Origin of the sequence: Paenarthrobacter sp. Z7-10 (assembly GCF_026932795.1) — a bacterium.
Taxonomy (GTDB): Bacteria; Actinomycetota; Actinomycetes; order Actinomycetales; family Micrococcaceae; genus Arthrobacter_M.
In genome coordinates this window covers 1-25,738 of record NZ_JADPVH010000030.1, presented here as the reverse complement: position 1 = coordinate 25,738, position 25,738 = coordinate 1, and the positions used below count along the sequence as shown (strand labels likewise).

Annotated in this window: 27 protein-coding genes and 1 riboswitch; of the genes, 16 read left to right on the top strand and 11 right to left on the bottom strand. The window is 65.2% G+C overall.

Annotation, left to right across the window (positions count from 1 at the left end):
• Positions 1-10: 10 nt before the first annotated feature.
• Together IV498_RS10595 and IV498_RS18910 are read right to left on the bottom strand one after the other, a co-directional pair.
• Positions 11-745: a class I SAM-dependent methyltransferase gene (locus IV498_RS10595; RefSeq protein WP_269046525.1), complete on the bottom strand. Its 735-nt coding sequence runs from the start codon at positions 743-745 to the stop codon at positions 11-13.
• On the bottom strand, positions 742-2,127 hold the full coding sequence (locus IV498_RS18910; RefSeq protein ID WP_330059451.1) for a DUF2064 domain-containing protein: 1,386 nt from the start codon (positions 2,125-2,127) through the stop codon (positions 742-744). The genes IV498_RS10595 and IV498_RS18910 overlap by 4 nt, the downstream gene beginning before the upstream one ends.
• 94 nt (positions 2,128-2,221) lie before the next feature.
• On the opposite strand from IV498_RS18910, the gene IV498_RS10580 reads away from it, so the two are divergent.
• The 7 genes from IV498_RS10580 (at position 2,222) to crcB (ending at position 8,671) form a co-directional block, all read left to right on the top strand.
• On the top strand, positions 2,222-3,103 hold the full coding sequence (locus IV498_RS10580) for a response regulator transcription factor (RefSeq protein WP_269046524.1): 882 nt from the start codon (positions 2,222-2,224) through the stop codon (positions 3,101-3,103).
• Positions 3,100-4,377 (top strand): sensor histidine kinase, encoded by a 1,278-nt coding sequence (locus IV498_RS10575; RefSeq protein ID WP_269046523.1) that lies wholly within the window; start codon positions 3,100-3,102, stop codon positions 4,375-4,377. Before IV498_RS10580 ends, IV498_RS10575 begins: the two co-directional genes overlap by 4 nt.
• A gap of 119 nt (positions 4,378-4,496) precedes the next feature.
• Entirely contained in the window at positions 4,497-6,038 is a 1,542-nt protein-coding gene (locus IV498_RS10570; RefSeq protein ID WP_269046545.1) for a molybdopterin-dependent oxidoreductase, read from the top strand.
• A gap of 99 nt (positions 6,039-6,137) precedes the next feature.
• Positions 6,138-6,812, top strand: coding sequence for an HAD family hydrolase (locus IV498_RS10565; RefSeq protein WP_269046522.1), 675 nt, complete (start codon positions 6,138-6,140; stop codon positions 6,810-6,812).
• Positions 6,813-6,902: 90 nt separating this feature from the next.
• A riboswitch (Fluoride riboswitch) is annotated at positions 6,903-7,005 on the top strand.
• 39 nt (positions 7,006-7,044) lie between these two features.
• Positions 7,045-7,656, top strand: coding sequence for a universal stress protein (locus tag IV498_RS10560; protein WP_269046521.1), 612 nt, complete (start codon positions 7,045-7,047; stop codon positions 7,654-7,656).
• Positions 7,653-8,306, top strand: a complete 654-nt coding sequence (locus IV498_RS10555; RefSeq protein WP_269046520.1) for a fluoride efflux transporter FluC — start codon at positions 7,653-7,655, stop codon at positions 8,304-8,306. The genes IV498_RS10560 and IV498_RS10555 overlap by 4 nt, the downstream gene beginning before the upstream one ends.
• Positions 8,303-8,671 carry a fluoride efflux transporter CrcB gene (gene crcB / locus IV498_RS10550; RefSeq protein ID WP_269046519.1) on the top strand — a complete coding sequence of 123 codons (369 nt, stop codon included), beginning with the start codon at positions 8,303-8,305 and terminating at the stop codon, positions 8,669-8,671. The genes IV498_RS10555 and crcB overlap by 4 nt, the downstream gene beginning before the upstream one ends.
• 63 nt (positions 8,672-8,734) lie before the next feature.
• On the opposite strand, the gene IV498_RS10545 is transcribed toward crcB, so the two are convergent.
• Together IV498_RS10545 and IV498_RS10540 are read right to left on the bottom strand one after the other, a co-directional pair.
• Positions 8,735-9,805, bottom strand: coding sequence for an NAD-dependent epimerase/dehydratase family protein (locus IV498_RS10545; protein ID WP_269046518.1), 1,071 nt, complete (start codon positions 9,803-9,805; stop codon positions 8,735-8,737).
• The gene (locus IV498_RS10540) at positions 9,802-10,866 is read right to left on the bottom strand and encodes an MTAP family purine nucleoside phosphorylase (protein ID WP_269046517.1); all 1,065 of its coding nucleotides are present in this window, start codon (positions 10,864-10,866) and stop codon (positions 9,802-9,804) included. The genes IV498_RS10545 and IV498_RS10540 overlap by 4 nt, the downstream gene beginning before the upstream one ends.
• A 96-nt stretch (positions 10,867-10,962) precedes the next feature.
• Here IV498_RS10540 and IV498_RS10535 point away from each other — a divergent pair, with 96 nt between their 5' ends.
• Genes IV498_RS10535 through IV498_RS10510 form a run of 6 tightly spaced genes read left to right on the top strand, consistent with a single transcriptional unit; the run spans position 10,963 to position 15,230 of the window.
• The gene (locus tag IV498_RS10535) at positions 10,963-12,327 is read left to right on the top strand and encodes a molybdopterin molybdotransferase MoeA (RefSeq protein WP_269046516.1); all 1,365 of its coding nucleotides are present in this window, start codon (positions 10,963-10,965) and stop codon (positions 12,325-12,327) included.
• Complete coding sequence (gene moaC, locus IV498_RS10530) at positions 12,324-12,827, top strand: cyclic pyranopterin monophosphate synthase MoaC (RefSeq protein ID WP_442951338.1); 504 nt, start codon at positions 12,324-12,326, stop codon at positions 12,825-12,827. Before IV498_RS10535 ends, moaC begins: the two co-directional genes overlap by 4 nt.
• Complete coding sequence (locus IV498_RS10525) at positions 12,824-13,426, top strand: MogA/MoaB family molybdenum cofactor biosynthesis protein (RefSeq protein ID WP_269046514.1); 603 nt, start codon at positions 12,824-12,826, stop codon at positions 13,424-13,426. The genes moaC and IV498_RS10525 overlap by 4 nt, the downstream gene beginning before the upstream one ends.
• On the top strand, positions 13,416-13,991 hold the full coding sequence (locus IV498_RS10520; protein ID WP_269046513.1) for a molybdenum cofactor biosynthesis protein MoaE: 576 nt from the start codon (positions 13,416-13,418) through the stop codon (positions 13,989-13,991). The genes IV498_RS10525 and IV498_RS10520 overlap by 11 nt, the downstream gene beginning before the upstream one ends.
• Before the next feature lie 9 nt (positions 13,992-14,000).
• On the top strand, positions 14,001-14,759 hold the full coding sequence (dapB, locus tag IV498_RS10515; RefSeq protein WP_269046512.1) for a 4-hydroxy-tetrahydrodipicolinate reductase: 759 nt from the start codon (positions 14,001-14,003) through the stop codon (positions 14,757-14,759).
• 3 nt (positions 14,760-14,762) lie between these two features.
• The gene (locus IV498_RS10510; protein WP_269046511.1) at positions 14,763-15,230 is read left to right on the top strand and encodes a hypothetical protein; all 468 of its coding nucleotides are present in this window, start codon (positions 14,763-14,765) and stop codon (positions 15,228-15,230) included.
• A gap of 59 nt (positions 15,231-15,289) precedes the next feature.
• Here the strand turns inward: IV498_RS10510 and IV498_RS10505 are convergent, their stop codons facing one another.
• The 5 genes from IV498_RS10505 to IV498_RS10485 are packed head-to-tail and all read right to left on the bottom strand — an operon-like array spanning position 15,290 to position 20,616.
• Positions 15,290-15,727 carry an RbsD/FucU family protein gene (locus IV498_RS10505; protein WP_269046510.1) on the bottom strand — a complete coding sequence of 146 codons (438 nt, stop codon included), beginning with the start codon at positions 15,725-15,727 and terminating at the stop codon, positions 15,290-15,292.
• A 39-nt stretch (positions 15,728-15,766) separates the two neighbouring features.
• Positions 15,767-16,528 (bottom strand): SDR family NAD(P)-dependent oxidoreductase, encoded by a 762-nt coding sequence (locus tag IV498_RS10500; protein ID WP_269046509.1) that lies wholly within the window; start codon positions 16,526-16,528, stop codon positions 15,767-15,769.
• Positions 16,525-17,604: a LacI family DNA-binding transcriptional regulator gene (locus tag IV498_RS10495; protein ID WP_269046508.1), complete on the bottom strand. Its 1,080-nt coding sequence runs from the start codon at positions 17,602-17,604 to the stop codon at positions 16,525-16,527. Before IV498_RS10495 ends, IV498_RS10500 begins: the two co-directional genes overlap by 4 nt.
• A gap of 8 nt (positions 17,605-17,612) precedes the next feature.
• Positions 17,613-19,577: a TRAP transporter large permease gene (locus tag IV498_RS10490; protein ID WP_269046507.1), complete on the bottom strand. Its 1,965-nt coding sequence runs from the start codon at positions 19,575-19,577 to the stop codon at positions 17,613-17,615.
• 1 nt (position 19,578) lies between these two features.
• Positions 19,579-20,616 carry a TRAP transporter substrate-binding protein gene (locus tag IV498_RS10485; RefSeq protein ID WP_269046506.1) on the bottom strand — a complete coding sequence of 346 codons (1,038 nt, stop codon included), beginning with the start codon at positions 20,614-20,616 and terminating at the stop codon, positions 19,579-19,581.
• 417 nt (positions 20,617-21,033) lie between these two features.
• On the opposite strand from IV498_RS10485, the gene IV498_RS10480 reads away from it, so the two are divergent.
• On the top strand, positions 21,034-21,903 hold the full coding sequence (locus IV498_RS10480) for an alpha/beta fold hydrolase (protein WP_269046505.1): 870 nt from the start codon (positions 21,034-21,036) through the stop codon (positions 21,901-21,903).
• Between the two features lie 69 nt (positions 21,904-21,972).
• On the opposite strand, the gene IV498_RS10475 is transcribed toward IV498_RS10480, so the two are convergent.
• Both IV498_RS10475 and IV498_RS10470 read right to left on the bottom strand, forming a co-directional pair.
• The gene (locus tag IV498_RS10475; protein ID WP_269046504.1) at positions 21,973-22,572 is read right to left on the bottom strand and encodes an SGNH/GDSL hydrolase family protein; all 600 of its coding nucleotides are present in this window, start codon (positions 22,570-22,572) and stop codon (positions 21,973-21,975) included.
• Positions 22,535-22,864: a hypothetical protein gene (locus IV498_RS10470; RefSeq protein WP_269046503.1), complete on the bottom strand. Its 330-nt coding sequence runs from the start codon at positions 22,862-22,864 to the stop codon at positions 22,535-22,537. Before IV498_RS10470 ends, IV498_RS10475 begins: the two co-directional genes overlap by 38 nt.
• A 223-nt stretch (positions 22,865-23,087) precedes the next feature.
• Between IV498_RS10470 and dapA the strand changes: the two genes are divergently transcribed.
• Both dapA and IV498_RS10460 read left to right on the top strand, forming a co-directional pair.
• A complete protein-coding gene (dapA, locus tag IV498_RS10465) occupies positions 23,088-23,999 on the top strand; it encodes a 4-hydroxy-tetrahydrodipicolinate synthase (RefSeq protein WP_269046502.1) in 912 nt (303 codons plus the stop codon).
• Positions 23,996-25,687 carry a ribonuclease J gene (locus IV498_RS10460; protein WP_269046501.1) on the top strand — a complete coding sequence of 564 codons (1,692 nt, stop codon included), beginning with the start codon at positions 23,996-23,998 and terminating at the stop codon, positions 25,685-25,687. The genes dapA and IV498_RS10460 overlap by 4 nt, the downstream gene beginning before the upstream one ends.
• Positions 25,688-25,738: the final 51 nt, after the last annotated feature.

Below are 25,738 nucleotides of genomic sequence, written 5' to 3'. Positions count from 1 at the left end.
GTGCCTCAGTTCAGTGCGGCGGACCGACTCGTCGGAGCCAGCAGAAACCGCGCAGCTCGAAGCCGGCCGTTCCCGCCACCCGCCAGCCGGCCGCTGCGGCGTGGATGGCCAGCGCATCGGCGCCAACGCGGGACCACGGGAACGGTTCGCTGAGATGGCCGGCGGCGTCCTCCAATATCGCTTGGTAGGCAAGGTCCATATCCGCGCGCGGATCCACCTCCACCAGGACGCTGCCCCGGACGTCGAGCAGCTGCGCCAATCGGGCCAGAAGGGCCCCGACGTTGCCGCCGATGCCGATGTTCCCATCCAGCAGCAAAGCCGATCCCCAGCGGCCCTCCTGCGGCAGCGCGTCGAAGATGGAGCTGTTCAGCACCATGGCACCCCGGGCGCGGGCATGCTGCACCGCCATCTCGCTACTGTCCACGCCCGTGGCTTTCAAACCAATGGCTGCAGCGGCGGCGAGCATCCGGCCGGGACCACAGCCTACGTCCAGGACGGGACCGCGGAGACCGCGGAGCAGTGCACGCTCCTCGGCGGCGGCGGGAGCGCACCAGTGCTGAAGCTGTAACCGCAGGGGAACGGCCGCCGTGCTGTCGTTAGCCGGCCGGAGGATCAGGGTTCCCACGCCGTGCTGAAGACCGCGTGCGTAGGGTTCTGCGCCACCTTGGCCGAAGAAGCGGCGGCGCGCAGTTCCAAGCGCCGGAACAGCCGGAACAGCGAAGGGAACCTGCGGCTCGGCGCTCATACGGCATCCGCCAGTGGATCAATGGTGAAGGACAATTCCGCAACTGCGTGCGCGAACGGAGTGCCCAGGCACTCCTGCGCGACCTTGAGCGCAGCGTCGATGGTATCAACATCGGTCAGCATGGGCAGCAGCCCGACGTTGATTCCGGCTTGCTGCAGCCGGGCCAACTGATCCACTCCGGTGGCGGGCGTGGACATCGGCACACCCCGGATCAGGTCGCCGTCCGGGTGGCGCAGCGCCAAAGCCCAGAAACCGCCGTCGTCCGCAGGACCAAGCCAGGAACCGAATCGCGGCTCCGGGCCCGACCAGTCGTCCAGCAGCGGCTGCAGCAGTTTAGGCGTCAGCTGGGGTGTGTCCATGCCGAGGATGAGGAGGGGGCCCTCGGTCAGCGAGCACAGGGCGGCCAGCCGCTCATCCAGCGAGCCGGAGGCCTGCGCGAAGACTTCGAAACCCGCTGCATCCTCTGGCCGTGGGCTCCCCTCCAGCACCAGCAAGCGTCGGGCCACGGGCAGGCTTTGGACCGCCCGCAGCGTCTGGCTCAGGCTGGTTTGTGCCAGTGCCGCCGCGGTGGCCGGGGACAGCGGGGGTGTCAGCCGCGTCTTGACCTTCCCCGGCAGACATTCCTTGGCGATCACGGCGACCGTGAGCCCCGGCACGGTCCGGCCCGGCGTGCGAGTGCGGGATAGCTGTGCGGACATGTCCTGGACAGCCGTCAGGGTACCGCGCACCGTGCCGGTGACTTTGGAACGGCCCAACCGAGGGGAGTAAATGACCGGAAGCTCCGCCACCCGCCAGCCGTGTGCATGGGCATTGAGCAGCATTTCCAGCGGATAGCCGCTGCGTCGGTCCCGCAGGGCCAGGTCCAGCAGTGCACGGCGCCGCGCAACGCGCATCGGTCCCAGATCGGTGAGCTCAATGCCGGTCAGCCGGCGCAGCCGTCGGCTCAGCACTCGGTTAGCCAGACGGGCATGGAGCGGCCAGGAACCCCTGAGCGGGCGCCGGGCGCCAAGCACCAGATCCGCCACCCCGCTGCGCACGGGAGCCAGCAGCGCCGGCAGCTGGCCGGGGTCCAGGGAGCCATCGCAGTCACAGAAGGCGACGAATTCGGCCGTGGCCGCAAGTAGTCCCGCGTGTGCGGCGGCACCGAAACCCCTTTGTGGTTCCCGCACGACGAAGGCGCCGAGTTCCGCCGCAAGCGTGCCCGAACCGTCGGTGGAGCCGTTGTCCACCACGATGGCCCGAAATCCGGCCGGCAGCGCGGCGAGAACGCCGGGCAATGCGGCGGCCTCGTTCAAGCACGGCAGAACGACGTCGACGAGGACGTCGGTTCCCGGCGGGTGCGCGTGCGGGGGCGGTTGCTGAAGCGGGTGTTTTTCCTTCACCCTTTGACCGTAGGATCCCGGGGTCCGCCTTGGCCCGCGGAAATTCTTACGGAACCGGGACGGATAACTCATTGGTACCGTTAGCGCTGGCGGTATGGCGGGACGAACCTATGCTGGAAGTGTGAACAGTCGGCAGTTTTCCGCCGGACCCACCGAGGTGGGCAACCGCCGCGTCCTCCTGGTCGAAGACGAGGAGATTATTTCAAATGTGGTGCGGGACTACCTGCTGCAGGCGGGCTACCAGGTGGATCTTGCCGCCGACGGCTTCACGGCGTTGCACCTGGCCAAAACCCATGCACCGGACCTGATCATCCTGGACCGCATGCTGCCTGGACTCGACGGGGTGGAGGTGTGCCGGCGGATCAGGGCAACGATGTCGATGCCGATCATCCTGCTCACCGCACTCGGCACCGAAGGCGACCGGATCCTGGGATTGGAAATGGGCGCGGACGACTACGTCACGAAGCCCTTCTCGCCGCGGGAGCTGATGCTGCGGGTGAAGTCGGTGCTGCGCCGCAGTGTGAAGGAATTCACCCCGGAGCCGGAGGTGGAACTGGCCGGATTCGTGCTCAATCCGGCCGCTCGCATCGCTACCCGCGATGGTCGGGAGCTGAGCCTGACGGCCCGCGAATTTGATCTGCTGGCGTTTTTTCTGCGTCGTCCCAATCAGGTCTTTAGTCGGGAGGAACTGATCAGGGCGGTATGGGAATGGGACTTTGGCGATCTGTCCACTGTCACCGTCCACGTTCGTCGATTGCGCGAAAAAATCGAGCGTGACCCCACCAAACCAACGTTGCTGCGCACGGTCTGGGGCGTCGGGTACCGGTTCGACGGCGACGCAGCGGGCACGCTGCAGGCCGCCGAACAGGCTGACCCGACCGACTCCGCCGACCGGACCGACCCCGGCAAAGGCGTCGCCGCGGAGCTGCCGGAAGTGAAGGCGGACGGCATGCCGGAGGGGGGTCGATCCGCGTGAGTGAGGAGGATCTGCTGACCATCCTGCGGGTGGTACTGTTCTGGGCGGTGTCGATAGGCGTGATTACGGTCCTGTTGCAGCGGCTGCTGCGCAGGGCTTCAATTGTTATTCAGCTGTGCCTAGTGGTTGTCGCAACCATCGGCGTGCTGATGGCCGGAATGATCAGCGCCTTCAACGCCATGTTCATTTCCGCCCACGACCTGGAGGTGATGTGGTACATCCTGGCGATCGCTTCCCTGGTAGCCGTGGCCGTCGCAGTCGTTCTCGGTCTACGGGTGGCCCGCAACACCCGGATCCTGATCGGTGCGGCCCGTCGGATCGGACGGGGAGAAACCGTCCTCCCGCAGGGCAAAATGAGTTCCGAACTGGCAGCACTGGCTGCCGAGCTGCAGTCCACCAGTGAAAAACTGGACGAATCCCGGCGCCGCGAGGCCGTCGTCGAACAGGCCCGCCGAGAGTTGGTGAGCTGGGTTTCGCACGACCTGCGCACCCCGCTGGCGAGCATGCGGGCGATGACCGAGGCCCTCGAGGATGGTGTGGTGACGGACGTATCTGGGTACCACCGCAAGATCATCGGGCAGGCGGACCAGATGGCCGTGCTGATTAATGACCTGCTTGAATTGTCCAAAATCCAGGCCGGAACCATCGAACTCAGAATTGAGCGGCTGGATCTTTACGATCTGGTCAGCGATGCCATCGCCGATCTGGCCCCGCTAGCCGAGCGCCGCAGCATCAGCATCAACGGTGAACGGGTGCGCCCCACACTGGCGGCGGCGGACGCCGCCTCCCTGGGCCGGGCGGTCCGCAATGTCATCCTGAACGCCATTATCTACAGCCGCGAGGGCAGCACCGTCCGGATCGCCGCGTCCGGAGGGGCGGGCTGGGCCACCGTCGTGGTGGAAGACGAGTGCGGCGGCATCGCTGAGGATGACCTGTCCAGGCTGTTCACCACGGGTTGGCAGAAGGCGCCGGGACGGCGCAAGAGCCCCTTCAGCGGTGCCGGCATCGGACTGAGTATGGTGGCCGGCATCGTCAAGGCACACCAAGGCACCGTCGAAGCCGCCAACGCCGGGCAGGGTTGCCGTTTCACCCTGCGCCTGCCGGTGCCCGCCATGGCGTCGAAGGCCGCGGGGCAACAGGTCAGCCAGCAATCTGCCACCCAGCAATCCGCCACCCCACAATCTGCCACGCCACATATTTCGGCGGCCCGGGCTGCGGCCCTTTCCCGTCCTTCAGCTCAGCGCGCAGCCGTAAGTCAAGGAGATCAATCATGAGCGTCCACACCGAATCCGGGCCCAATGCCACGGGTGGGCAGCCCGGGAATACCTCCGGCAGCGGCGGTTTAGGGCGTGAACCGTTCCTGGGGAGCACTTCCCGTCCGGGGCGCAAGCTGATGTTTTGGGCGGCTGTCTGCGGCTTGATCTCCGTGGCCATAGGGGTTGTGGCCGGCGAACTAACCGCCGCGGCCATCAGCCCGGCGGTCTCACCGCTGACGGGCGTCGGTGGTGCGGCAATCGACGGCATGCCCCCTGGTGTGAAGGACTGGGCGATCTCGATCTTCGGCACTTCAGACAAGCTGGCGTTCCTGATTGCCATGTGCCTGGTAGTTGCGGTCCTAGCCGCTCTGGCCGGCATCTTTGAGGTGCGCCGCCGTTTTGTCGGCGTCGTGGGCATCGCAGTCTTCGGCATCGTCGGCCTGGTGGCAGTGCTGACGCGCGCGCAAAGTACGACGGCGGCCATCGCGGCACCAGTGCTGGCGGCGGTGCTGGCCATTTTGCTGCTGGGAGCCTTTCGCAAGCGGCTGCTTGCCTGGCTGCCCAGGAATCCCGATCCGACGCGTGCCCCGGCAGCGGGTGAAGACCGGCGCCGGTTCCTGCAGGCGGCCGGCGCAGGTGCCGGCGTCGCCGTCGTCGCGGGAATCTTTGCCGCCGTGGCACGGACCACGGCCGTGGGAGTTGCCCAGGCGCGGGAAAAACTGCGGCTCCCCGCCCCGGCGTCACCCTCGACGACACCAGGTGCGGTCATCCCGGCCGGAGCGGAGATTAAACTGGACGGAATGGAGCCGCTGGTCACGCCGAATGCGGATTTCTACCGCATCGATACCGCCTTGGTGGTGCCCAACGTGAACCCCACCAGCTGGAAACTGACGGTGACGGGGATGGTTGACCACGAGGTGGAGATCGACCTCGCCACGCTGCTGGCCAAACCGATGATGGAACAGTATGTGACTATCGCCTGCGTGTCCAACGAGGTGGGTGGGGACCTGATCGGCAACGCGAAATGGCTGGGTTGGCCGGTGCGTGAACTGCTGGCACTGGCCGGCGTTAAGCCCGGTGCGGACATGGTGCTGTCCAGCAGCACTGATGGGTTCACTGCCGGCACACCGCTGGAGGCGATGACCGACAACCGCGGGGCGATGATCGCCGTCGGCATGAACGACGCGCTGCTGCCGATCGAGCACGGTTTTCCGGCCCGCCTGATCGTGCCTGGCCTGTATGGCTTTGTTTCGGCCACCAAATGGGTCACCAATCTTAAGGTCACCACCTTTGCTGAAGACTTGGGCTACTGGTCCACCCGCGGATGGTCCACCCATGGAATCATCAAGACGTCCTCGCGCATCGACACCCCCCGGGACGGTGGCTCGGTGAAAGCGGGCAGCGTCCCCGTGGGAGGAGTGGCGTGGGCGCAGGAACGGGGGATTTCCAAGGTGGAGGTGCGCGTGGATCAGGGTAACTGGCAGGAAGCCAAACTGGCCCCGGGAATCTCCAAGGACACTTGGTACCAATGGTCCGCTCAGGTTCAAATGGATCCCGGCGGCCACCAACTGCAAGTCCGCGCCACTGACGGGCAGGGACAGCTGCAGACCGACCAGGTGGCTCCGCCAGCCCCGGACGGCGCGTCCGGCTTCCACACCATCCATGTGCAGGCTGGCTGAGCCATCTGATACAGCATGACGGACTCTGCGGTACAGCATCACTGAGCCCGGGGGAACGGCTGCCAGCCACGCCCGCACGATCAGTCAAGGAGCTACCGCATGACAGAGGCCCGTAAGGCGATTTTGTTCGACATTGACGGCACCCTGATTATCAGTGGCGGAGCTGGAGCCGCCTCATGGCGGCTGGCATTCGAGGAGCTGTATGGAATTCCGGCGGACATCGCCGAATTCACCGACACGGGCATGACCGACCCAGAGGTGGGGAGGCGGACCTTTCAAGCAGTCCTGAAGCGCCAACCCGAGCGCCGGGAATTTGCCCGGCTGCTCGAACGCCGTTTGCACTACCTGTACGACACGGTCGCGGATTCCGAGAACTACCGCGTGTTGGACGGCGTGGAAGAACTGCTGCCGCAGCTCATCGAGGACGGTTACCTGTTGGGGATCGTCACAGGAAACTTGGAGGCGGCGGCCCACATCAAACTTCATCGGGCCCGGTTGAACCGGTTTTTCTCCTTCGGTGGTTATGGCTCGGACTCCACAGACCGCGGGGAGCTGACGAAAACAGCACTGAGCCGGGCCTCCTTGGTCTACGGCGAAGCGATAACGGGCGGCCAGGCGATCGTCGTCGGCGACACCCCGCACGACGTCGACGGTGCTCACGCGGCCGGAATCGACTGCGTTGGGGTGGCGAGCCACCACTTCAGCCGCGATCAGCTGCACAGTGCGGGGGCGGACTTCGTGATCGGTTCGCTGACGGAGCCGCTCCCCTTATAGGGGCGCGTCCAACGGCTGCTGAGGGACTGGTTGCGGACACCGGCGCCTGGTAATTTGGCGCTGGCGAACCAGGCACGAAACCGTGTAGGGTCAGGAAACGGCGATGGATCCCGCCGGGGCTCCGAACTGTGACATCACCGTGACACAGCGAAACAGCCCGAACCGCCGCTTGGCTGATGGTTCCTGCCTTTTCTGCACAAGGTAGGTCAACTATGCCCGGAGAGGAAATCCCATGGCCGATCAGCATGTAGGGCGGATGCCTGACCCTCCACCGGCGCCCGGCGAACGGCCGCCACACTCCGCACCGGCGCCCGGCTCTGCACCGGCGCCGCATTCTGCCCTGGTACCCGACCTGCACCGGATTACCGGTCCCATTCTGGCCGCCGTCCATCCGGGGCAGCATCCGGCGGTCATCCAATCAGCTGCCCACCTCGCCTTTAGTCTCGGGTCCGACTTGGTCTGCGCCTATGTGGACGTCACCCGCTACCTGCGGCGGGAAGCTGTGGACGGCACAGTGGAAGCCGGATCCATCGACCCCGACGCGGTCGATGACGACGCCGAGAGAGTCGCGGAACAACTGAGGCTCCGGCTGGGCCGCGAACTGGCGCCGTTTCCCATCGGTTGGTCATACACGACGCTGGCAGGCGATCCGGCGCGGGCCTTGGGGCGGTTTGCGGAAACCATCAACGCCGCCCTGATCGTTGTCGGGACGCGCGAGCGCGGCATTGGCGCCCGGTTGGAGGAACTGCTGACTGGATCCATCGCGGTTCATCTGACCCATCGCCAGCATCGGCCCGTCGTGGTGGTTCCGCTGCGGCCGCGGTCGGGCAGCGGCCCACGATGAGTGAAAACCAGCGCATCACATCTGTACCCCGCCCCGACGCCAGCGCCCAGGACGCCGACCACGCCAGCGCCGATGTCACCAAGGCCAACGATGTTGATGCGGAGACAATGCCCGTCGACGGCGAACAGGAGGACAACCAACTCCGCGCGGTGCATTTGAAGATGCGCTATGTCCTGCTCGTAGCCGCCGGTGGGGTCGGTGGCGCCCTATCCCGCTACGGGCTGGGCCTCGTGCTGCCTGAACCCAGCGGCTGGCCGCTGTCTACCCTGTTGATCAACCTCACTGGGGCGCTGGCTCTGGGCGCACTCCTGGAAGGTCTGTCCCGGCGGGGCCGCGATGCTGGCGGTCTGCGCGTAGTTCGGCTGCTGCTGGGAACCGGCTTTCTGGGCGCCTTCACCACCTACAGCACCCTGGCCTTGGACGCCGTGCACCTTGTCCAAGCCGGAAGGATTGGTCCCGCTGTGCTGTACCTGGCGGCTAGTCTGCTCGGCGGTGCCGTGGCCACCAGCCTCGGAATCTGGGCGGGCGCGCGGTGGCATCACCAGAGCGGAGCGCCAGATAAGACCGGCATCCGGTGCGAAGAACGGGAGGCCGATCCGGCGGCCGACGACCAGCGTATCGCCCAGCATCCCAAGGGGAGCGCGCAATGACGGTCCTCCTGCTCGGGCTCGCGGGCGGCCTCGGCGCTGGACTGCGGTTCGCCGTCGACTCCCTGCTCCGGGCACGGATCCGCACCGCTGTACCGCTGGGAACCATGCTGATCAATATCTCCGGTTCGCTGCTGCTTGGCTTTCTCGCCGGGCTGCTGAGCCATCGGGCCAGCCCCGGTGACCTCCAGCTGATCCTTGGAACCGGGTTCCTGGGCGGTTACACCACTTTCAGTACTGCCAGTTTCGAAACCATCCGGCTCATCCAAAGCCGCCGCTCCGGGCTGGCACTGCTCAACGGGCTCGGTACGCTGGCAGGCTGCGTCCTGGCCGCCGCCGTCGGAGTGGCCCTGGCGTCGGTCGTCTGACCCGTTCGTCCCCGCTACCCAACTAAGTGGCAGCTGATGCACTCAAAACGCGAAATGAGTGCATCAGCTGTTACTCACTTGGGATTCTCCGCGGAGTGGGGCGAGCGCGAATTCCTTCATGCCATCCTCGAAGCCGCGTTGGGGAGCCCAGCCCAGCTCAGACTTGATCCGATCGGAGGACGCCGTGATGTGCCGAACGTCGCCCAGCCGGAATTCGCCTGTGACAACCGGTGGTGGTCCGCCAGCCGCTTCGCTCAGAGCCCGCGCTACATCACCGACCGTGTGTACCTCGTTCGCGCCCACATTGAAGGCGCGAAATTGTCTGCCGTTTCCTGCCTGTAATGCCTGCACCGCGGAGATATTAGCCGCGGCAACGTCAGCCACGTGGATGAAGCTGCGGCGCTGGCCGCCATCCTCAAAAACGCGCGGCGCCTCTCCACGGGACAACGCCGAGCGGAACAGGCTTGCCACGCCGGCGTAGGGAGTGTTCTTGGGCATTCGGGGTCCATACACATTGTGGTAGCGCAGTGCTATGGCGCGGCCACCGGTGGATCTGGCCCAGGCCGAGGCCAGATGCTCCTGTGCCAGTTTGGACGCGGCGTATACATTGCGTGGATCCAGCCGTGCATCCTCGTCCAGCAGGGCCGGGGTGAGCAGCTCGCCAGTTTCAGGATGGCGCGGATCAAAGATTCCCGCCGCCAAATCGCTGGCTCGACGTGGCCCAGGCCGCACCAGTTGGCCACCGACGCTGGTGTAAGCGCCCTCCCCGTACACCACCATGGAAGAGGCAAGCACCAGCGCACCGATGCCTGCCTCAGCCATTCCGGCCAGCAGCACGGCGGTGGCCAAGTCGTTGTTGCGGACGTAATCGGGTGCATCGGAAAAGTCCACGCCCAAACCTACCTTGGCGCTTTGATGGACGACGACGTCTGCGCCGTCCAGCGCGACGGCGACGGTTTCCCGATCGCCCACGTCACCCTTGAGGAAGCGCAGTCGGGGATCGATGTCAGAGAGACGGGGATGCACGGCCGGCTCCAGCGAGTCCAGTACCGTAACGTCCCATCCGCATGCCAGCGCAGCCTGAGCGATATGCGAACCAATAAAGCCGGCACCACCAGTGAGCAGGATCCTCACCGGAGCACCCCAGCCGGTGCAGCATCGGCTGGCCCGTCGGCAGGTCCACCGTCGCTGCTCGGTCCCTTCACCGGTGCGGCCATCACTGCGCCAACAGCCGACGCCGAAATCCCCGCTGCGGCCCGGTAGGGAACACCGGTCTCGATCAGCCGGACCACGGAGCCAAGAACCGCCAGAATCCGAGGCTGGGCCGCGGCGAGGCGGGCGAAAACAAGCTCCGCGGTGACAGCCTCGGACCCGTCGTGTCCGGTATCCGCGTCCGTGATGTAGGCGAGGCTGGCAAAACCCATGTTCAGCTCGGCCGCCAAAACAGGTTCGGGGTATTGCGTCATACTGACGATGTGCGCGCCGGCTAGCACCAGGGCCGCGGATTCGGCCTTGGTGGAGAAGCGCGGTCCGTTGATGACGGCCACTGCGGCGGTGGGCAGGTAGTCCTCACCGTGTTCCGCCAGCGCCGTGGCCAGCAGCCGCCGCAGGCTGGGGCAGAAAGGTTCGGCCGCGCCCACGTGCTGAACACCGGTGGGCAGGGAGCCGTCGTAAAAGGTGTCCGGCCGGCCCCACGTCCTGTCCAAAAACTGGTCCGGCACCGCGAAGCTGTCCGTCCGGTGGCTGGGGACCAGTCCTCCTACCGCGGCGGAGGAAATGACAGCCTCAACGCCCAGCGACTTCAGCGCCCACAGATTCGCCCGATAATTAATCTGCTGCGGCGGAAGGCGGTGGCCGCGCCCGTGCCGGCTCAGGAAGGCGACCAGCACAGTGTCCGTGCCCGGCTTCCCGGCAGTGTCCGCGCCCGGCTTCCCGTCGGCGCGGGCCCTCCAACCGAGGCTTGTCCGTGTCGGGTCCGCCGGCGTGGTCAGCCGGGCCAAGGTGATCGGGCTCGAGGGCGCTCCGAACGGTGTCGGAATCTCCCGGACGTCCACGATGTCCGCCCCGGGGAGGGCATACAGTCCAGTGCCACCGATAATGGCGATGCGCGGACGGCTGTCAGGTCTACTGCCAGGTCGGCCGTCAGGGCCGCTGCCAGGCAAAGATGTGATCTGGGGTTCTGTTTCGACGGGCATATCTGGCATCATGCCAAAGAAGAGGTATCCCGTGCAGCGGGCAACCCTTACGGGTCTGGAACGGCAGAGCCGGCAAAGTGCGGGAGGACGGACACGATGCGCAGATCCGCAGCAGACCACCAGGAGGCGGTGCGGGCGCTGCTGGCTGGTGCCTGGAATGTCTCAAAGTTCGACGACGACGGCCCCCGGCTGCCGCTGATTCAGGCCTTGGGCAGGGTGCTCAGCCATGATGTGCATGCGCCGCTGAGCCTGCCTCCGTTCGGGAACTCCCAGATGGACGGGTATGCCGTCAATGCCTCGGACCTGGCGGAGGGCGCTGAGCTGGTCGTCGCGCCGACCATTCCGGCAGGCGCGGTTCCCGCCCCGCTCGCTCGGGGCACTGCTGCACCGATCATGACGGGGGCCATGCTTCCCGACGGCGCGGACGCCGTCGTTCCCATCGAGCGTGCCGTTCCCGCGACCTTTCCGGATTCCGCGGGCCACGGGACCACGGTGGCGCTTCCGGCCACCGTCGCCGGGTCGTTCGTCCGTGCCGCCGGCAGCGATGTGCAGGCCGGCGGGCTGGCCCTCGCGGCCGGCACCCGCCTGAGTCCCGCGCACCTGGGACTGGCCGCCGCCCTGGGGTTGACTGAACTGCAGGTGCGGCGTCGGCCGCGCGTCCTGCTGGTGGCCACCGGGGACGAAGTGGTGCTGCCGGGCACGGCCCTGCCGCCCGGAAAGATCTTCGACGCCAACTCAATGCTGCTGCACGCCAACCTGCTCGAAGCCGGCGCCGAGGTGGAACTGGCCGCCCTGGTGCCCGATGATCCCGCCACGCTCCGGGAGGTCTTCCGGCATGCCGCCACCGGCGGGGGAATCGACCTGATTCTGACCACCGGCGGCATTAGCGCGGGCGCCTTCGAAGTTGTCAAGCAGTCGCTGGCTGGTGCCGAAGTGGAATTCTGCTCCGTGGCAATGCAGCCAGGTGGCCCACAGGGCCTTGGAACTGTCGAAGGCCTGCCTTTCCTGGGATTCCCGGGCAACCCGGTCAGCGGCGTAGTGTCGTTCGAAATGTTCCTGCGGCCGGCACTGAGCGCATTGCTCGGCTCGCCGCGGCCCCGGACGCGGATCTGGGCACGGCTGGACACCGATCTGACCTCCCCGGCCGGCAAGCATCAGATCCGCCGCGGGGTCGTGCAACTCGATCCGGCCGGCACCGTATTGCGACCGGCGGGGGCGCGGAAGCGCAGCAGAGCTGAAAAGCTGTCCGGAGTGGAGGGTCCCGGAGCCGAAAGCCAGGCCGGAATCGAAGCCGGCGCACTGCGACACGGAGACCCGACGGTGCTGACCACCGTCACGCCGGTGGGAGGGTCGTCGTCGCACCTGTTGGGCTCCCTCGCGGCCTCGAATGCCATGATTCATCTGCCGGCGGACGCCGTGGAGCTCATCGCCGGCGCGGAAGTGGAAGTATGGCTGTTATGAGCAATTCAACAAAGCATCCGCAGTCGGCGCCAGCGGCCACCTTGACCCACCTGCGCGCAGACGGCACGGCGCTGATGGTGGACGTGTCCAGCAAGGATGAAACCACCAGGGAGGCCACCGCACAGGCAGTCGTAGCCACGACGGCGGAGGTCCTGAGCCTGCTGGGAGCCGGCGAACTTCCAAAGGGGGACGCGCTCGCCGTGGCAAGAGTGGCCGGGATCATGGCCGCCAAAAAGACTCCGGAGCTGATCCCGCTGTGCCATCCGCTGCCCATCAGCAAGGTCACGGTCGATTTCGCCTTGGCAGCCACCTCAATCACCGTTACGGCCCTGGTGAAGACGCGGTCAGTCACCGGAGTGGAGATGGAGGCCCTTACCGCCGCATCGGTGGCCGCGCTGAGCCTGTACGACATGATCAAGGCGGTGGACAAGCACGCCGTGCTCACAGACATTAAGGTGCTGGCCAAAAGCGGAGGTAAGAGCGGGGACTGGGTCCTGTGAGCACCGGATCCGAATCCGGTGAGGAATCCGGGGTCAACACCGGTGCCGAATCCGGCGGAATGCCCGGAGTTAACACCGATGCCGGAGCGGTTCGCCGGGCCGGCATCCGCGCAGAATCTAACACCGTACGACGCGCAGGGGTAGTCATCGCCTCCACCCGGGCTGCCACCGGTGGCTATCAGGATACGAGCGCTCCGATCATCGGCAGTTGGCTGACCGGGCAGGGTTTCGAGTCGTTGCCGGTGCAGATTGTCGCCGATGGACAGGACGTCCACGACGCACTGCAGCACCTCATTTCGCAACACCCCTCGGTCATTATCACCAGCGGCGGGACAGGTCTCACCGCCGATGACCTTACGCCCGAAATGACCCATCCCCTGTTGGAGCGCGAGATCCCCGGCGTCATGGAGGCCATCCGGGCTGCCGGCCGGTCGAAGACACCGGCCGCGGTGCTCAGCCGTGGCTATGCCGGAGTGGTGGGAAACACCTTCATCGTCAACCTGCCCGGTTCCTCGGGCGGCATTAGGGACGGACTGGCCGTGCTCGAACCGTTCCTGGCGCACCTTTGTGACCAGCTGGAAGGCAACCATGAGCACTGAAATTCTTTCCGCCCGGCTCAGCGCCGAGCCCATCACGGTGCAGCAGGCCATCGACGCAGTGGATGCGGCCGACTGTGGGGCGGTGGTCAGCTTCAGCGGAGTGGTCCGCAACCACGACGGCGGCCGCGACGTGGCGCGTCTCAGCTACAGCGGCCACCCCACCGCTGAGCGGGTGATGACCGATGTCGTCGCCAGTGTGCTCGCCGACTTCTCCGCCGGAGCCGGAGGCCGTGGGAAGGGAGCCGGCGGCGAAAGCGGCGACGACAGCGGCGACGGCGACGACGGCGGCCCGAGCGGCGCCGGCGACGACGGCGGCCCGAGCGGCGACGCCGCCAGCCCGCCTGCGACCCTGCGCGTTTGGGCCGCTCATCGGGTGGGACCGCTGGAAATTGGCGATGCTGCCTTGGTCTGTGCAGTCGCCGCACCTCACCGACAGCTGGCCTTTGCCGCCTGCGCCGAACTGGTGGACCGGATCAAGGACCAAGTGCCGATCTGGAAAGAGCAGTACTTCGCGGACGGTTCCGTCGAGTGGGTGGGTGCCGGAGGGGCCAGCGATTCCGCGTAGGCTTGGAGCATGACTGACAAGGTGCGGGTGGCCGTCCTGGGCGCCAATGGCCGGATGGGAAAGGCTGCGGTGGCGGCCGTGACGGCGGCCCCGGACCTGGAACTGGTGGCGGCGCTCGGCCGCGGGAACGCGCTCGAGGACCTGGTGTCCGCCGGAACCCAGATCGCCATCGACCTCAGCGTGCCGGATGCCACCGAAACCAACGTGTTCTTCGCCGTCGAACGTGGCATCCACGCCGTCGTCGGGACCACCGGCTGGAGCGCGGACAAACTTGCCTCCCTTCGCGAACTGCTGGCGGATCATCCGGAAACCGGTGTGCTGATTGCCCCCAACTTCGCGCTGGGATCCGTGCTGGCCACAGCCTTCGCCGCCAAGGCCGCCAAATACTTTGACTCCGTGGAAATCATCGAGCTGCACCATCCACGTAAACTTGATGCTCCATCCGGAACCGCCATTCACACCGCAGAGCTGATCGCCGCATCGCGGGCCGACGCTCACCTGCCGCCAGCTCCGGACGCCACCGAAAAGCAGCTCGACGGCGCCCGCGGCGCCAGCATCGAAGGGATCCCGGTGCACAGCGTGCGGCTGGCAGGCCTGACCGCGCATCAGGAAGTACTGCTGGGCAGCCCCGGCGAACAATTGAGCATCCGGCACGATTCGTTCAACCAGGAATCCTTTATGCCCGGCGTGCTGATCGGAGTGCGTACTGTGGCTTCGAGGCCCGGGCTGACGGTGGGCCTGGACGGCTACCTGGACCTGGAGGCCTAGCCGATGTCCCGGACCAAAATCTGGGTGGGCCTGATTTGCCTGCTGCTGGTTTTTTACCTCGTGGTCATGCTGCAGCAGTCCTTCTGGCTGCTGCAGGACCCCAACTGGACCGCCAAGGCTCTCGGCGCCGCCTACGTCGTGCTGCCGCCGGTGGGCCTGTGGGCGCTGGTGCGCGAGCTGACCTTTGGGACCCGGATGGAGAAGATGGCCAGGGTGCTGGAGACCGAGGGAGGGCTGCCGGTGGACAATTTACCGCGGACCCCTGGTGGACGCATAGTCCGTGCCGCCGCCGACGCGGAATTCCGCAAATACCAGGCCGAGGCGGAAGAAGCGCCGGCGGACTGGCGTTCCTGGTTCCGCCTCTCCTGCGCCTACGACGCGGCCGGGGACCGGACCCGGGCGCGCAAAGCGATGCGGGACGCGATCGCGCTCTTCCGCGCCCGAGCGAGCGCCCGCACTGAACATACTTGACCGTGGACTGTGTCCCGACCAAGGCCTCACGCGGACGCCGGGGTACGGGGCCCCGTGGCTCAGCGGCCGGTTTCCACGGGCTTCAGGACACCAACCGTGAGCAGTACGTTCGCGAACCTCCGATTGTCGCCAGTGACCACGCACAGGGCCAGATCAGGGGTACGGGCCAAGGCATAGAAGGCGTGCCGGGGCACGCTTTCGATCGGAGCCGACCCGGAAAGCAGAAGCGCTATCTCCTCCTGCACAGCGGAGGGCAACGCATCCTCGCTGGGACTGATGACTGTGGCGCGCTCCACTGGAATGGTTTCCAACACTACCGAGAGGACCTCTGGAACAGTGGGGGAGCCCGAGGTCAGGTTCAGATGAACCGTCTGGGAGTTGGGCCCAACCGCTGTTTTGGCCGGGTAGTGCCCATCGGTCAGCAGCACGGTAGAGCCGTGTCCAGCTGCGGCGAGGGCTGCGATCATGTCGGGGTGGGTGAGCCTTGCCGTGATCATCCCAGCTCCTTCCGGAGCACGGACTGGGGACTGAGCTTTCTAGGCAAAATACTGGCCTCCGTTGATGTTCACGGTTGTCCCGGTCACAAAGGATGATTGCGGCGCAGCAAGCCAGGCGACGGCACCCGCGACGTCGGCGGGGGTGCCGGCGCGCTGCACCGGGATCGAGGCAATGGTTTCGGCCTTCGACTCGGCGGTGGTGAATGTGTCGTGGAACGGTGTGGCCTCGATGAATCCCGGGGCCACTGCATTGACGGTGATGCCCAGAGCGGCCACCTCTTTGGACAGGCCGCGGGTGAAGCCGAAGATCGCTGCCTTTGAGGTACCGTAGGCGACAGCTCCGGGGTGGCCGCCGTTGTGCCCGGCCAACGAGGCGACGTTGATGATTCTGCCCCAACCGGTGTTCATGAACGGCAGCGCATGGTGGGTGACGAGGAAAACGCTGTCGAGGTTGACGGCCATGACTTTGTTCCAGAGCGCGAAATCCATCTGTCCGATGGGGGAGCGTTGAATGAGGCCACCAATATTGTTGACGACGACGTCGATGCTGCCGAAGCGGGTGCCGATATCACTGATGACGTCCCGGACGTCGGTTTCCGAGGTGGCATCAAGCTTGACTGCAGTCAGCTCTGTGCCCGACGCCTCCTTGATGGCCAGCACCAGTTCCTCGTCCGGTTCATGGCTCAGATAGGTGATGGCCAACCGGGCGCCGGCCCGGGCCAGTTCCAGCGAGATTTCCCTGCCGATGCCGACGCCTCCGCCGGTGACCAGAACATTTTTATTGGTGAGAAAATCGGTCATTTGGGGGTATTCTCCATATCGATTGAAGGGGTCAGGGCGTCGCGATTGCTCGATGCCCTGATGATGAGCTGAGTATCAACGGTCACCGACTCGGCCGGACTATGGTGGTTGTTTTCGGCCAGCCTGTGGACCAGTCGGGTGGCGCCCATCCGTCCGATCAGCTCGACCTGTTGGGCAACGACGGACATCGGTGGTTCAAGGTTTTTGGTCCAGATCAGGTCGTCGTAGCCCACCAGGGCCACGTCGGTGGGGATCCGCAGGCCCAACTCCTTGAGCGCCGAGAGGCTGCCGATGGCCATGTACTGGTTCATTGCGAAGATGGCATCCGGGGGATCGTCCAAATCCATGAGTCTAAGGGTTTCCCGGTAGCCGTGGTCCTCGCTGGCGCCGCTCTCACTGGGCGCACCCACCCGCATCAGCTCCGGATCCAAGGTCCGTCCTGCCGCCAAGACGCCGGTGCGGAATCCATTCATGCGGTCCTTCTCGGATTCGCTGACCAGGGGAAGGGCCAGCACCGCAATCCGCCGTGCTCCTTGACCGATCAGATGATTGACTGCATCGAAGGATCCCCTGAAGTTTCCGGATCGGATCACGTCGCACCCGCTGGCACCTTCCAGCCCGTGAAGGAGCAGGACCACGGGTTTGCGGGCATCGGAAAAAAGCTTGAGGGACTCCAATGTTTCGCTGGCGGGTACAACCAAAAGTCCGTCCACCTGCGAATCGAACATCAGCTCGATCGCCTGCTCTTCCCACGTCGTTTGCATCTCGGTGTTGGAAAAAAGCACTGCATAGCCATGCTCGTGCAGGACATCGGCCGCGGATTTGAGCAGCAGCGGTGCAATCGGGCTGAGGATGGTCGGCATCACGATGCCAATGGTCTTGGTTTCCCTGGTGCTGAGCCCGCGGGCCAACCGGTTGGGACGGTATCCGCTGCGTTTGATCGCCTCATTGACCCTTCGGGCCGTCTCCGCGCTGACGAAGCGCGTCTGGTTGATGACCGCCGATACGGTGGCGACCGAGACTCCAGCCTCGCTGGCCACGGCGCGAATCGTGGGTGCCGCGTTTTTCCGGTTCACAGCAGCCATCATCCCAGACCAAGGGCATGTGGCAGGGCCTGCGTCAGCCAGGGAATAAATATGATCCCGATCAGCACGACGACAATGGCCGCCAGGTATTTCATCATGGGTCGGGCTACCTTTTCCATCGGCACACCCCCAATGGCGCACGCCGTATAGAGCCCTACTCCCAAGGGTGGCGAGAACAGGCCCAAGCCCATGGCCAAGATCAGCAGGATGCCGAATTGGAGCTGATCGACGCCTAATTCCCCAGCGATAGGGAGCAACAGCGGGCCGAAGATGATCAGGGCAGGGGCGCCCTCCAACACCGAACCCATGACGATCAGCATCGCTGTGCAGAGCAGGAGGAATAACCAAGTGCCATGCGCGTGCGCCAATCCGACCAGTATCTGTGCCATGGCCTGCGGCACCTGTTGGGCGGTCAGGACATAGGTAACGGCCTGTGCCGCCGCCACGATGAACAGAATCATGCCGGACAGCGAGGCCGAGCGAACCAAGAAGGAGGCGGTCATCCGGGACTTCATCTCGCGGAAGACCAACCCGCCCACGACGAAGGCATAGACGACGGCGAAGGCCGCAACCTCCGTCGGGGTGGCTATGCCGCCCAGAATGCCGCCGAATATGATTACGATCATGAGCAACGCCGTCGACGCACCGCCAGCCAGCTTCAGGAGCTGCAGGCCGGACCGTCGGGGGACAATGGCGGCCGCGCCGACGTCGTCGCCCTTCAACGCCCGGCCCACCCTCGGTGCCGTGGCGACGGCGACGACCAGCAGCGCTATCCCAATCACCGCCGCGGGGACCACTCCGGCAACGAAGAGGCCACCGATGGAAAGGTTGGCGACGTAGCCCAGGATGATCATGTTGATGCATGGAGGTATCGTCTCGCCCATGACGGCCGTGGCGGCCAGGAGCGCCACAGCATCCTTGTCGTCCTGGCCGGCCTTCCGGATCGCCGGCAGCAGGGTGGTTCCGACGGCCGCGACGTCCGCGCTTTTAGATCCGGAAATACCGGAGAAAAGGGCCATCGCCACGATCATCACAATGCGCAGTCCGCCCCGGGAGCGGCCCACCCCGACCATCAACAGATCGATCAGCCGTTTGGACATACCGTTGATTTCCATCACCAGACCGGCGAGGACAAAGAACGGTATCGCCAGCAGCACCACGTTGGAGATGCCGGATTCCATTTGCTGGGCAAACAGGGCGATCGGCGCGTTTCCACCGGTCCAGAAAAACAGCAGGGCACCGAAGGCCAGTGCAAAGGCGATGGGAACACCGATGATCAATGCAACAGCGAAGCCCAGCAGCAACAGGATAATCGGCAGCGGCGCCGACGCCGGAAGCAGGTACTCCCACAAAGTCCAGATCACGGCAACCGCAATCAGAAGGCCGGCCGAAGCGAGCAGCGCCCGCAGCTTGAGCCTTATCAGATCGAGGATGGCGAACACGGCCATGACGGCACCGCTGACCAGAAGCGGATAGAAATTGAACGCCTCGGGTACGCCGCTGGCCGTTGTCTGGTCCGCCACGATAGCCAGGATCGCCTTGCTGGACCAGCACAGAGCGACGGCGACGAGAACGACGACCCAGGCGATCAGCGCTTCGTTGACCTCGCCCAGCCAGCCATGCAGCCGGCTGCGTAGGGCGGCCACGCCCAGGTGCTCGCCGCGGGCCAGAGCCAGTGCGCCGCCCAGGAAACCAATCGTGACCAGCATGGTGCCGCTGACCTCGCCGGCCCAGGCCAGCGGATCGTTGAAAAAGTAGCGCGAAATGACGGAGATGAAGACAACCACGAGGCTGGCGATCAAGGCAAGCGAGGCGGCGATGGCGATCGCCAGCTCAAGCCAGCGGGCCAGGCGGCCTTTGGCCGCGGGAAGGCCCGGGTCGAGCTGCCCGCCAGGGCTGGGCAGTGGCGCCGCGGAGGGCGCCGCCGCCACTGCTGCCTTCATACGGTGGGTTGGAGATTGCATCTCAACCCTGTTTCAGGATCGCGTCCAGGATGGGCTTCGCGGCCGCGTGCTCGCCGGTAAACTTCTCCCACAACGGGCTGACAAGGTTCTTGAATTCGGCCTTGTCGACCTTCGTTATGGTCACGCCCTTGGCCTGCAGCTGCGTCATGGCCTTCTTTTCGGCATCCACTGCCTGGGTTCGCTGGTAGTCGGTTGCGTCCTGCGCGGCGCTCATGAAGGCGTCGCGGTGTTCGCTTGGGATCTTGGACAGCGTGGTGTCCGCGATGACGATGGTGAGGGGATTGAAGATGTGTTCCGTCAGGGCAAGGTGTTTCGCGGTTTCGTACCACTTGTTCTGCAGGATGGTGGGCGCGTCATGGCCGAGGCCTTCAATGAGGCCGGTTTGCAGCGAGGTGTAAACCTCTGTGGTGGGCAGCGGTGTCGCCACGGCTCCCATCAAATTGACGGTATCGATGACCTCCGGTGCCTGCAGGGTGCGGATCTTCAGGCCATGCAGATCCGTGGGTTTGGCCACCGCGGACTTGGTCAGCATGTTGCGGGCCCCGAAATTGTAAGCCCACCCTATGATCTGTGCGCCGCCCTTGTCCTTGAGGATGGCGGAGAGCTTGTCTCCGGCGCCCGCGTCCAACGACTTCCCGACGGCGTCCCAGCTTTCGAAGATGTAACCCATGTCCAAAACACCGAATTCCGGAGCCACCTGGGACCAGATAGACGAACCGGAGATCATCATGTCCGCGGCCCCCAGGCGAAGCTGCTGAACCATTTTGGCCTCGTCGCCGAGCTGGCTGTTCGGAAAATAATCCACTGTGACGGCCTCGCCCACCTTGTCTTTGAGCGTGGTCTGGAACTTGTTGAACCAGGTGCTGTGGGCGTTGCCGGGCTGACCGGACATGGACGAGGACATTTTGAGCTTCAGCGGCCCTTTGGACTGGGCTGCGGTGCCACCGCAGGCCGACAACAGGGGCACGGCGGCCGCGCTCAGCAAAACCCCCGCACCGTATTTCAGCATTGACCGCCTCGATGTTTTGTACTCACCCATCGCAGATCTCCCTTGTTCGTTGTGTGGTTAGTATTTCCGGTTTGGAATCGCGTCCGACGTAACCGGTTACGTTGAATCGTTGACGCTTTTCTCGACTGTTTTGGGGACAGAATTGGCTGGGTATCACTTCAGAACCCGGGTTCATGGTCTGCGGATATGGTCTAATCGTGTACCCGGTGGAGTCACAGCCCGCCGGGAAGCGGACTGATGCTGTGACTTAACTCATACTAGCGAACCGGTTACGTCGATGCAATCGGTTTAGCGGACGTTTTCCGAACTCAGTCTTCGGCGCCCGCGGTGGTCCGCCTATTCGATCGAAGCCCGTAAGTTAAGGGACATGAAATCTGTGAGTGGGCTCGCGACGCAGCCCGTCGCTGCAGCGCCCACCATAACGTCACCGGACGGAGCGGTGCTCTGATGCCGTTCTACGCCACCAATCCGGAGGACGGCGTCCGTATCGCCTACGACGTGACGGGTTCCGGCGAGCCGCTGTTGCTGGTCCACGGCAGCGCCTTATCCAAGGCCATCTGGCGGGGCTTCGGCTACACCCAGGCGCTGCGGAACAGGTACCGGGTCATTACCGTCGATCTGCGCGGACACGGCCACAGCGACAAGCCGCATGAACCGGCGGCTTATGCCATGGACCGGGTGGTGGCCGACTCGCTGGCGGTCATTGAGGCGGCGGGCCAGCCGGAGGAGACAGCGGCCGCGGGTCGGCCAGCCGATTCGGCGGTGCACTACCTCGGGTATTCGTTCGGGGCCCGAATCGGCTTCGCCTTGGCGACTCTGCATCCGGGCCGGCTCCGCTCCTTCGTCTCAGTGGCTGGAACGTACCGGACCCACCCCGGGACCATCGCGGAGCTGTTTTTCCCGGACTTTGAAAGGGCCATGGAGACGGCGAGGATGCCGGGCTTCGTCGCGGGTTGGGAGCAGAGACTGGGTCGGCCTTTGGACCCTGATACCCGCAGGGCTTTCCTGGCCAACGATTCCCAGGCGCTGCTGGCGTACTTCCGGGCGACGGACGTCCAAGGGGGAGTTCCGCCGGAGTCCCTGGGAGGCGTTCGGGTGCCCACCCTGCTGCTCGCCGGTTCCGCGGATGCCGGCCGGCTGGAGGATTCCCGGCTCGCGGCCGCACTCATTCCCGGTGCGCGGTTGGTGGAACTGCCGGGCCGCAACCACGGATCGACCTTGACCCCGGCGGCCGAAGTGCTGGCCGCCGTCGAGCCGTTCCTTGCCCGCCACAGTGGGGGAGCGGCAACAGGCGTTGCCGCAGCTTCGCCGGAATAGTACCTGCGGGACGCTTTGCTGCGCAGGAGGGACGGGAGAGCACCATATTCCCGCGTCGGGATACCCGCGTCAGGCGAATTCGGGCACCGCGGCGTCCACGGCTGCCAGCACCGCGGGCAGCATAGCCTTGGCGGAGCGCCGGTAACCCAGGCTTGATGGGTGGAATCGATCGTCGGAGAACATCCGCTCGGGGTGGGCAAGAAACAGCGTCCGCAGTCCATGGCCGGTGGCCACCGGGTGCCCACCGGCCGCGGTCACCGCCTTGGCTTGGGCTGCCGCCAGCCGGCGCGAGGCCCGGCCGCCCATGCTGCGCAGCGGCTGGGGGATGGCCGGTGCCATGCCCATGTCCGGACACGTTCCCACCACTACTTCCGCGCCAAGCGCCCGCAGCCGCCGAACGGCTCCGGCCAAATGGGCTACGGATTCAGCCGTACTGGTCCGGCTTGCAATGTCGTTACTGCCGATCACGATGACGGCCAAGTCAGGGACGTATCCGGCCGGCAGCCGGTCCAGTTGGGCGGTCAGCATGGACGTTTCGTCGCCGACGACGGCCACGGTGCGCAGCGTGACCGAGCGTTTGGTGTGCCGGGCCACACCCCTGGCCAGGCGGGCGCCGAGTGTGTGTTTGGCGTCAGTTGCACCGAAGCCGGCGGCGAGGGAATCTCCCACCAGCAAGCTTCAGTTCGCGCCCGAATTTTTTACGGTAGGTCCGGTCCGCTGCCAGCGCGGTGGCCCGCAGGGACTTGTCCATGGCCCGGCGCACCATCCTGCCCTGGATGTGGAAAAGATATACCAACCCGCCGCCGGTCACGGCGGCAGAGCCGGTCGCAAGGGCCGCCCATCCGGCGCTTCGGCGCAGCAGTTTCAGCCACAGCATTTTCGGGGCTATGCCCCGTGCCGGTGCTGCTCCCGGATGCCGCAGAGCGGGCGGAATTTTGGCCGACGCGGAGGCCGCGGCCACAACCTTTGCCAGTACCCAGTGCACATTTTCAGTGTAGGCACCGGGACCGGTGAAGTGTAGGCATGGCCGTCGGAGAAATGCCGGGATGGTCGCCGGAAACCCAGCGGTTTTCTCCGACTGCTTTCGGTACCAGCTCCGGCGCCGGCTCCGAGGTCCCCTGTGCGTCCCCTGGCGGCCGTCGCGGATACCCCAAAAACAGGACCAAGCGGCTAACGTTTTGTCCATGGTTGAGTCTGACGCGCGCAATTTCCCCTTCGGAACGCTGGTAACTGCCATGGTGACGCCTTTCGCCGCGGACGGGAGCATGGACCTCGAGGCGGCCGCCCAACTGGCCATCAAGCTGGTCGACGACGGCTGCGATGGTTTGGTCATCTCCGGTACCACGGGTGAGACCTCCACACTGGAAGACGATGAGAAGGAAGTCCTCTTCCGCGCCATCGTTGAGGCCGTAGGAGGTCGGGCGAAGGTCATCGCCGGTTCCGGAAGTAACCACACCTCGCATTCGGTGGAGATGTCCAAGCGGGCCGAAAGGGCCGGCGTGGACGGGCTGCTCGCGGTTACCCCGTACTACAACAAACCCAGTCAGGCCGGAATTCAGGCCCACATGGAGGCCATTGCAGACGCCACCTCCCTGCCCGTGATGATGTATGACATCCCCGGCCGTGCCGGAGTTTCCATCGCCACCGAGACCCTCATCCGGCTCGCGGACCACCCCAGGATCCGGGCGCTCAAGGACGCCAAGGCGGACTTCGCGGGGACCACCCGCGTGCTCGCCAACACCGATCTTGACGTTTACGCGGGCGACGACGGCCTGACGCTGCCATGGATGGCGGCGGGCGCCGTCGGCCTGGTCAGCGTTTCTGCCCACGTGGCGACGAAAAAGTTCCGCGCCCTTGTCGATGCCGCCGCCGCTGGCGACTTCGCCACCGCGCGTGCCCGGCATTTCGAACTTGATCCGATTGTCCGCGCCGTGATGACGCACATCCAAGGCGCCGTCTCAGCGAAACTGATTCTGCAGTGGCAGGGGATCCTGTCCAACTCGGTGGTCCGGCTTCCCCTCGTGGAACCCGGGGAAGCCGAGATCGCCAGCATCAAAGCTGACCTGGCGGAAGCTGGAATGGAATTCCAACCATGACCCAAACGACCCTCCCCGGCCTGCGCACTCCGCCCGAACTGAAGAGCGGCACACTGCGGATTGTTCCGTTGGGCGGCATTGGCGAGATCGGCCGCAATATGACGGTTTTTGAGATCGGCGGCAAATTGCTGGTCGTGGACTGCGGTGTGCTGTTCCCGGAGGAGACGCAGCCGGGAGTGGACCTGATCCTGCCGGACTTTTCGTACCTTGAAAACCGGTTGGAGGACATCGTCGCGGTCGTCCTGACGCATGGGCATGAGGATCACATCGGAGCCGTTCCGTATCTGCTGCGGCTGCGCAATGATATTCCGCTGGTGGGCTCTCAGCTGACACTTGCGCTGATCGAAGCCAAGCTGCAGGAGCACCGGATCAAGCCCTGGTCGCTCACGGTCGCCGAGGGCCAGGTGGAGAAGTTTGGGCCCTTCGAGTGCGAATTCGTTGCGGTGAACCACTCGATTCCCGATGCACTGGCCGTGTTTATCCGCAGCGCCGGCGGCACCGTGCTGCACACCGGCGACTTTAAGATGGATCAGCTGCCGCTGGACGGCCGGATCACCGATCTGCGCCATTTCGCCCGGCTCGGCGAGGAGGGCGTGGACCTTTTCCTGGTGGATTCCACCAACGCCGATGTGCCCGGCTTCACCACCGGAGAGCGCGAGATCGGACCAACTCTGGATCGGCTCTTCGGCCAGGCCGAGAAGCGAATCATCGTCGCCAGTTTCTCCTCGCACGTCCACCGGGTGCAGCAGGTGCTCGACGCCGCGGCCAAGCATGGGCGCAAGGTGGCGTTTGTGGGCCGGTCCATGGTCCGAAACATGGGTATCGCCGCCAAACTCGGCTACCTGCGGGTGCCTGAGAACATTCTCGTCGACATTAAGAACATCGAACAGCTGCCCGACAACAAGGTGGTGCTGATGTCCACGGGCTCGCAGGGAGAGCCGATGGCCGCGCTGTCCCGGATGGCCAACGGCGACCACCGGATCACGGTTGGCACCGGCGATACAGTGATCCTGGCGTCCTCGCTCATCCCGGGCAACGAAAACGCCGTCTTCCGTGTCATCAACGGTCTGCTGAAGCTGGGCGCGGACGTGATTCACAAGGGCACCGCCAAGGTACACGTCTCCGGCCACGCCGCCGCAGGTGAACTCCTCTACTGCTACAACATCATCAAGCCCAAGAACGTCATGCCGGTGCACGGTGAAACCCGGCACCTGATCGCCAATGGCAAACTAGCGCAGGCCTCCGGTGTGCCGGCGGGGAACGTGCTGCTTACTGACGATGGCAGCGTCATTGATTTAGCGGACGGCCGTGCCCGGATTGTCGGCCAGGTGGAGTGCGGCTTCGTGTACGTGGATGGATCCAGCGTCGGCGAGATTACCGACACGGACCTGAAGGACCGGCGGATCTTGGGCGATGAGGGTTTCATCTCCATCATCACTGTGGTCAACCGGACCACTGGGAAAATCGTTTCCGGTCCCGAAATCCACGCCCGCGGTGTGGCCGAGGACGACTCGGTCTTCGATGAAATCAAGCCGAAGATCGAGGCTGCCTTGGAGCAGGCGGTGATGGCCAGCACCGATCACACGGCCTACCAGCTCCAGCAGGTAGTGCGCCGCGTGGTGGGCACTTGGGTCAACCGTAAGCTGCGGCGTAAGCCGATGATCATCCCGGTGGTGCTGGAAGCCTGAACGCGGGCTGTTGAAAGGAAGCGGGGCTGCGGACACCGTGTCCGCAGCCCC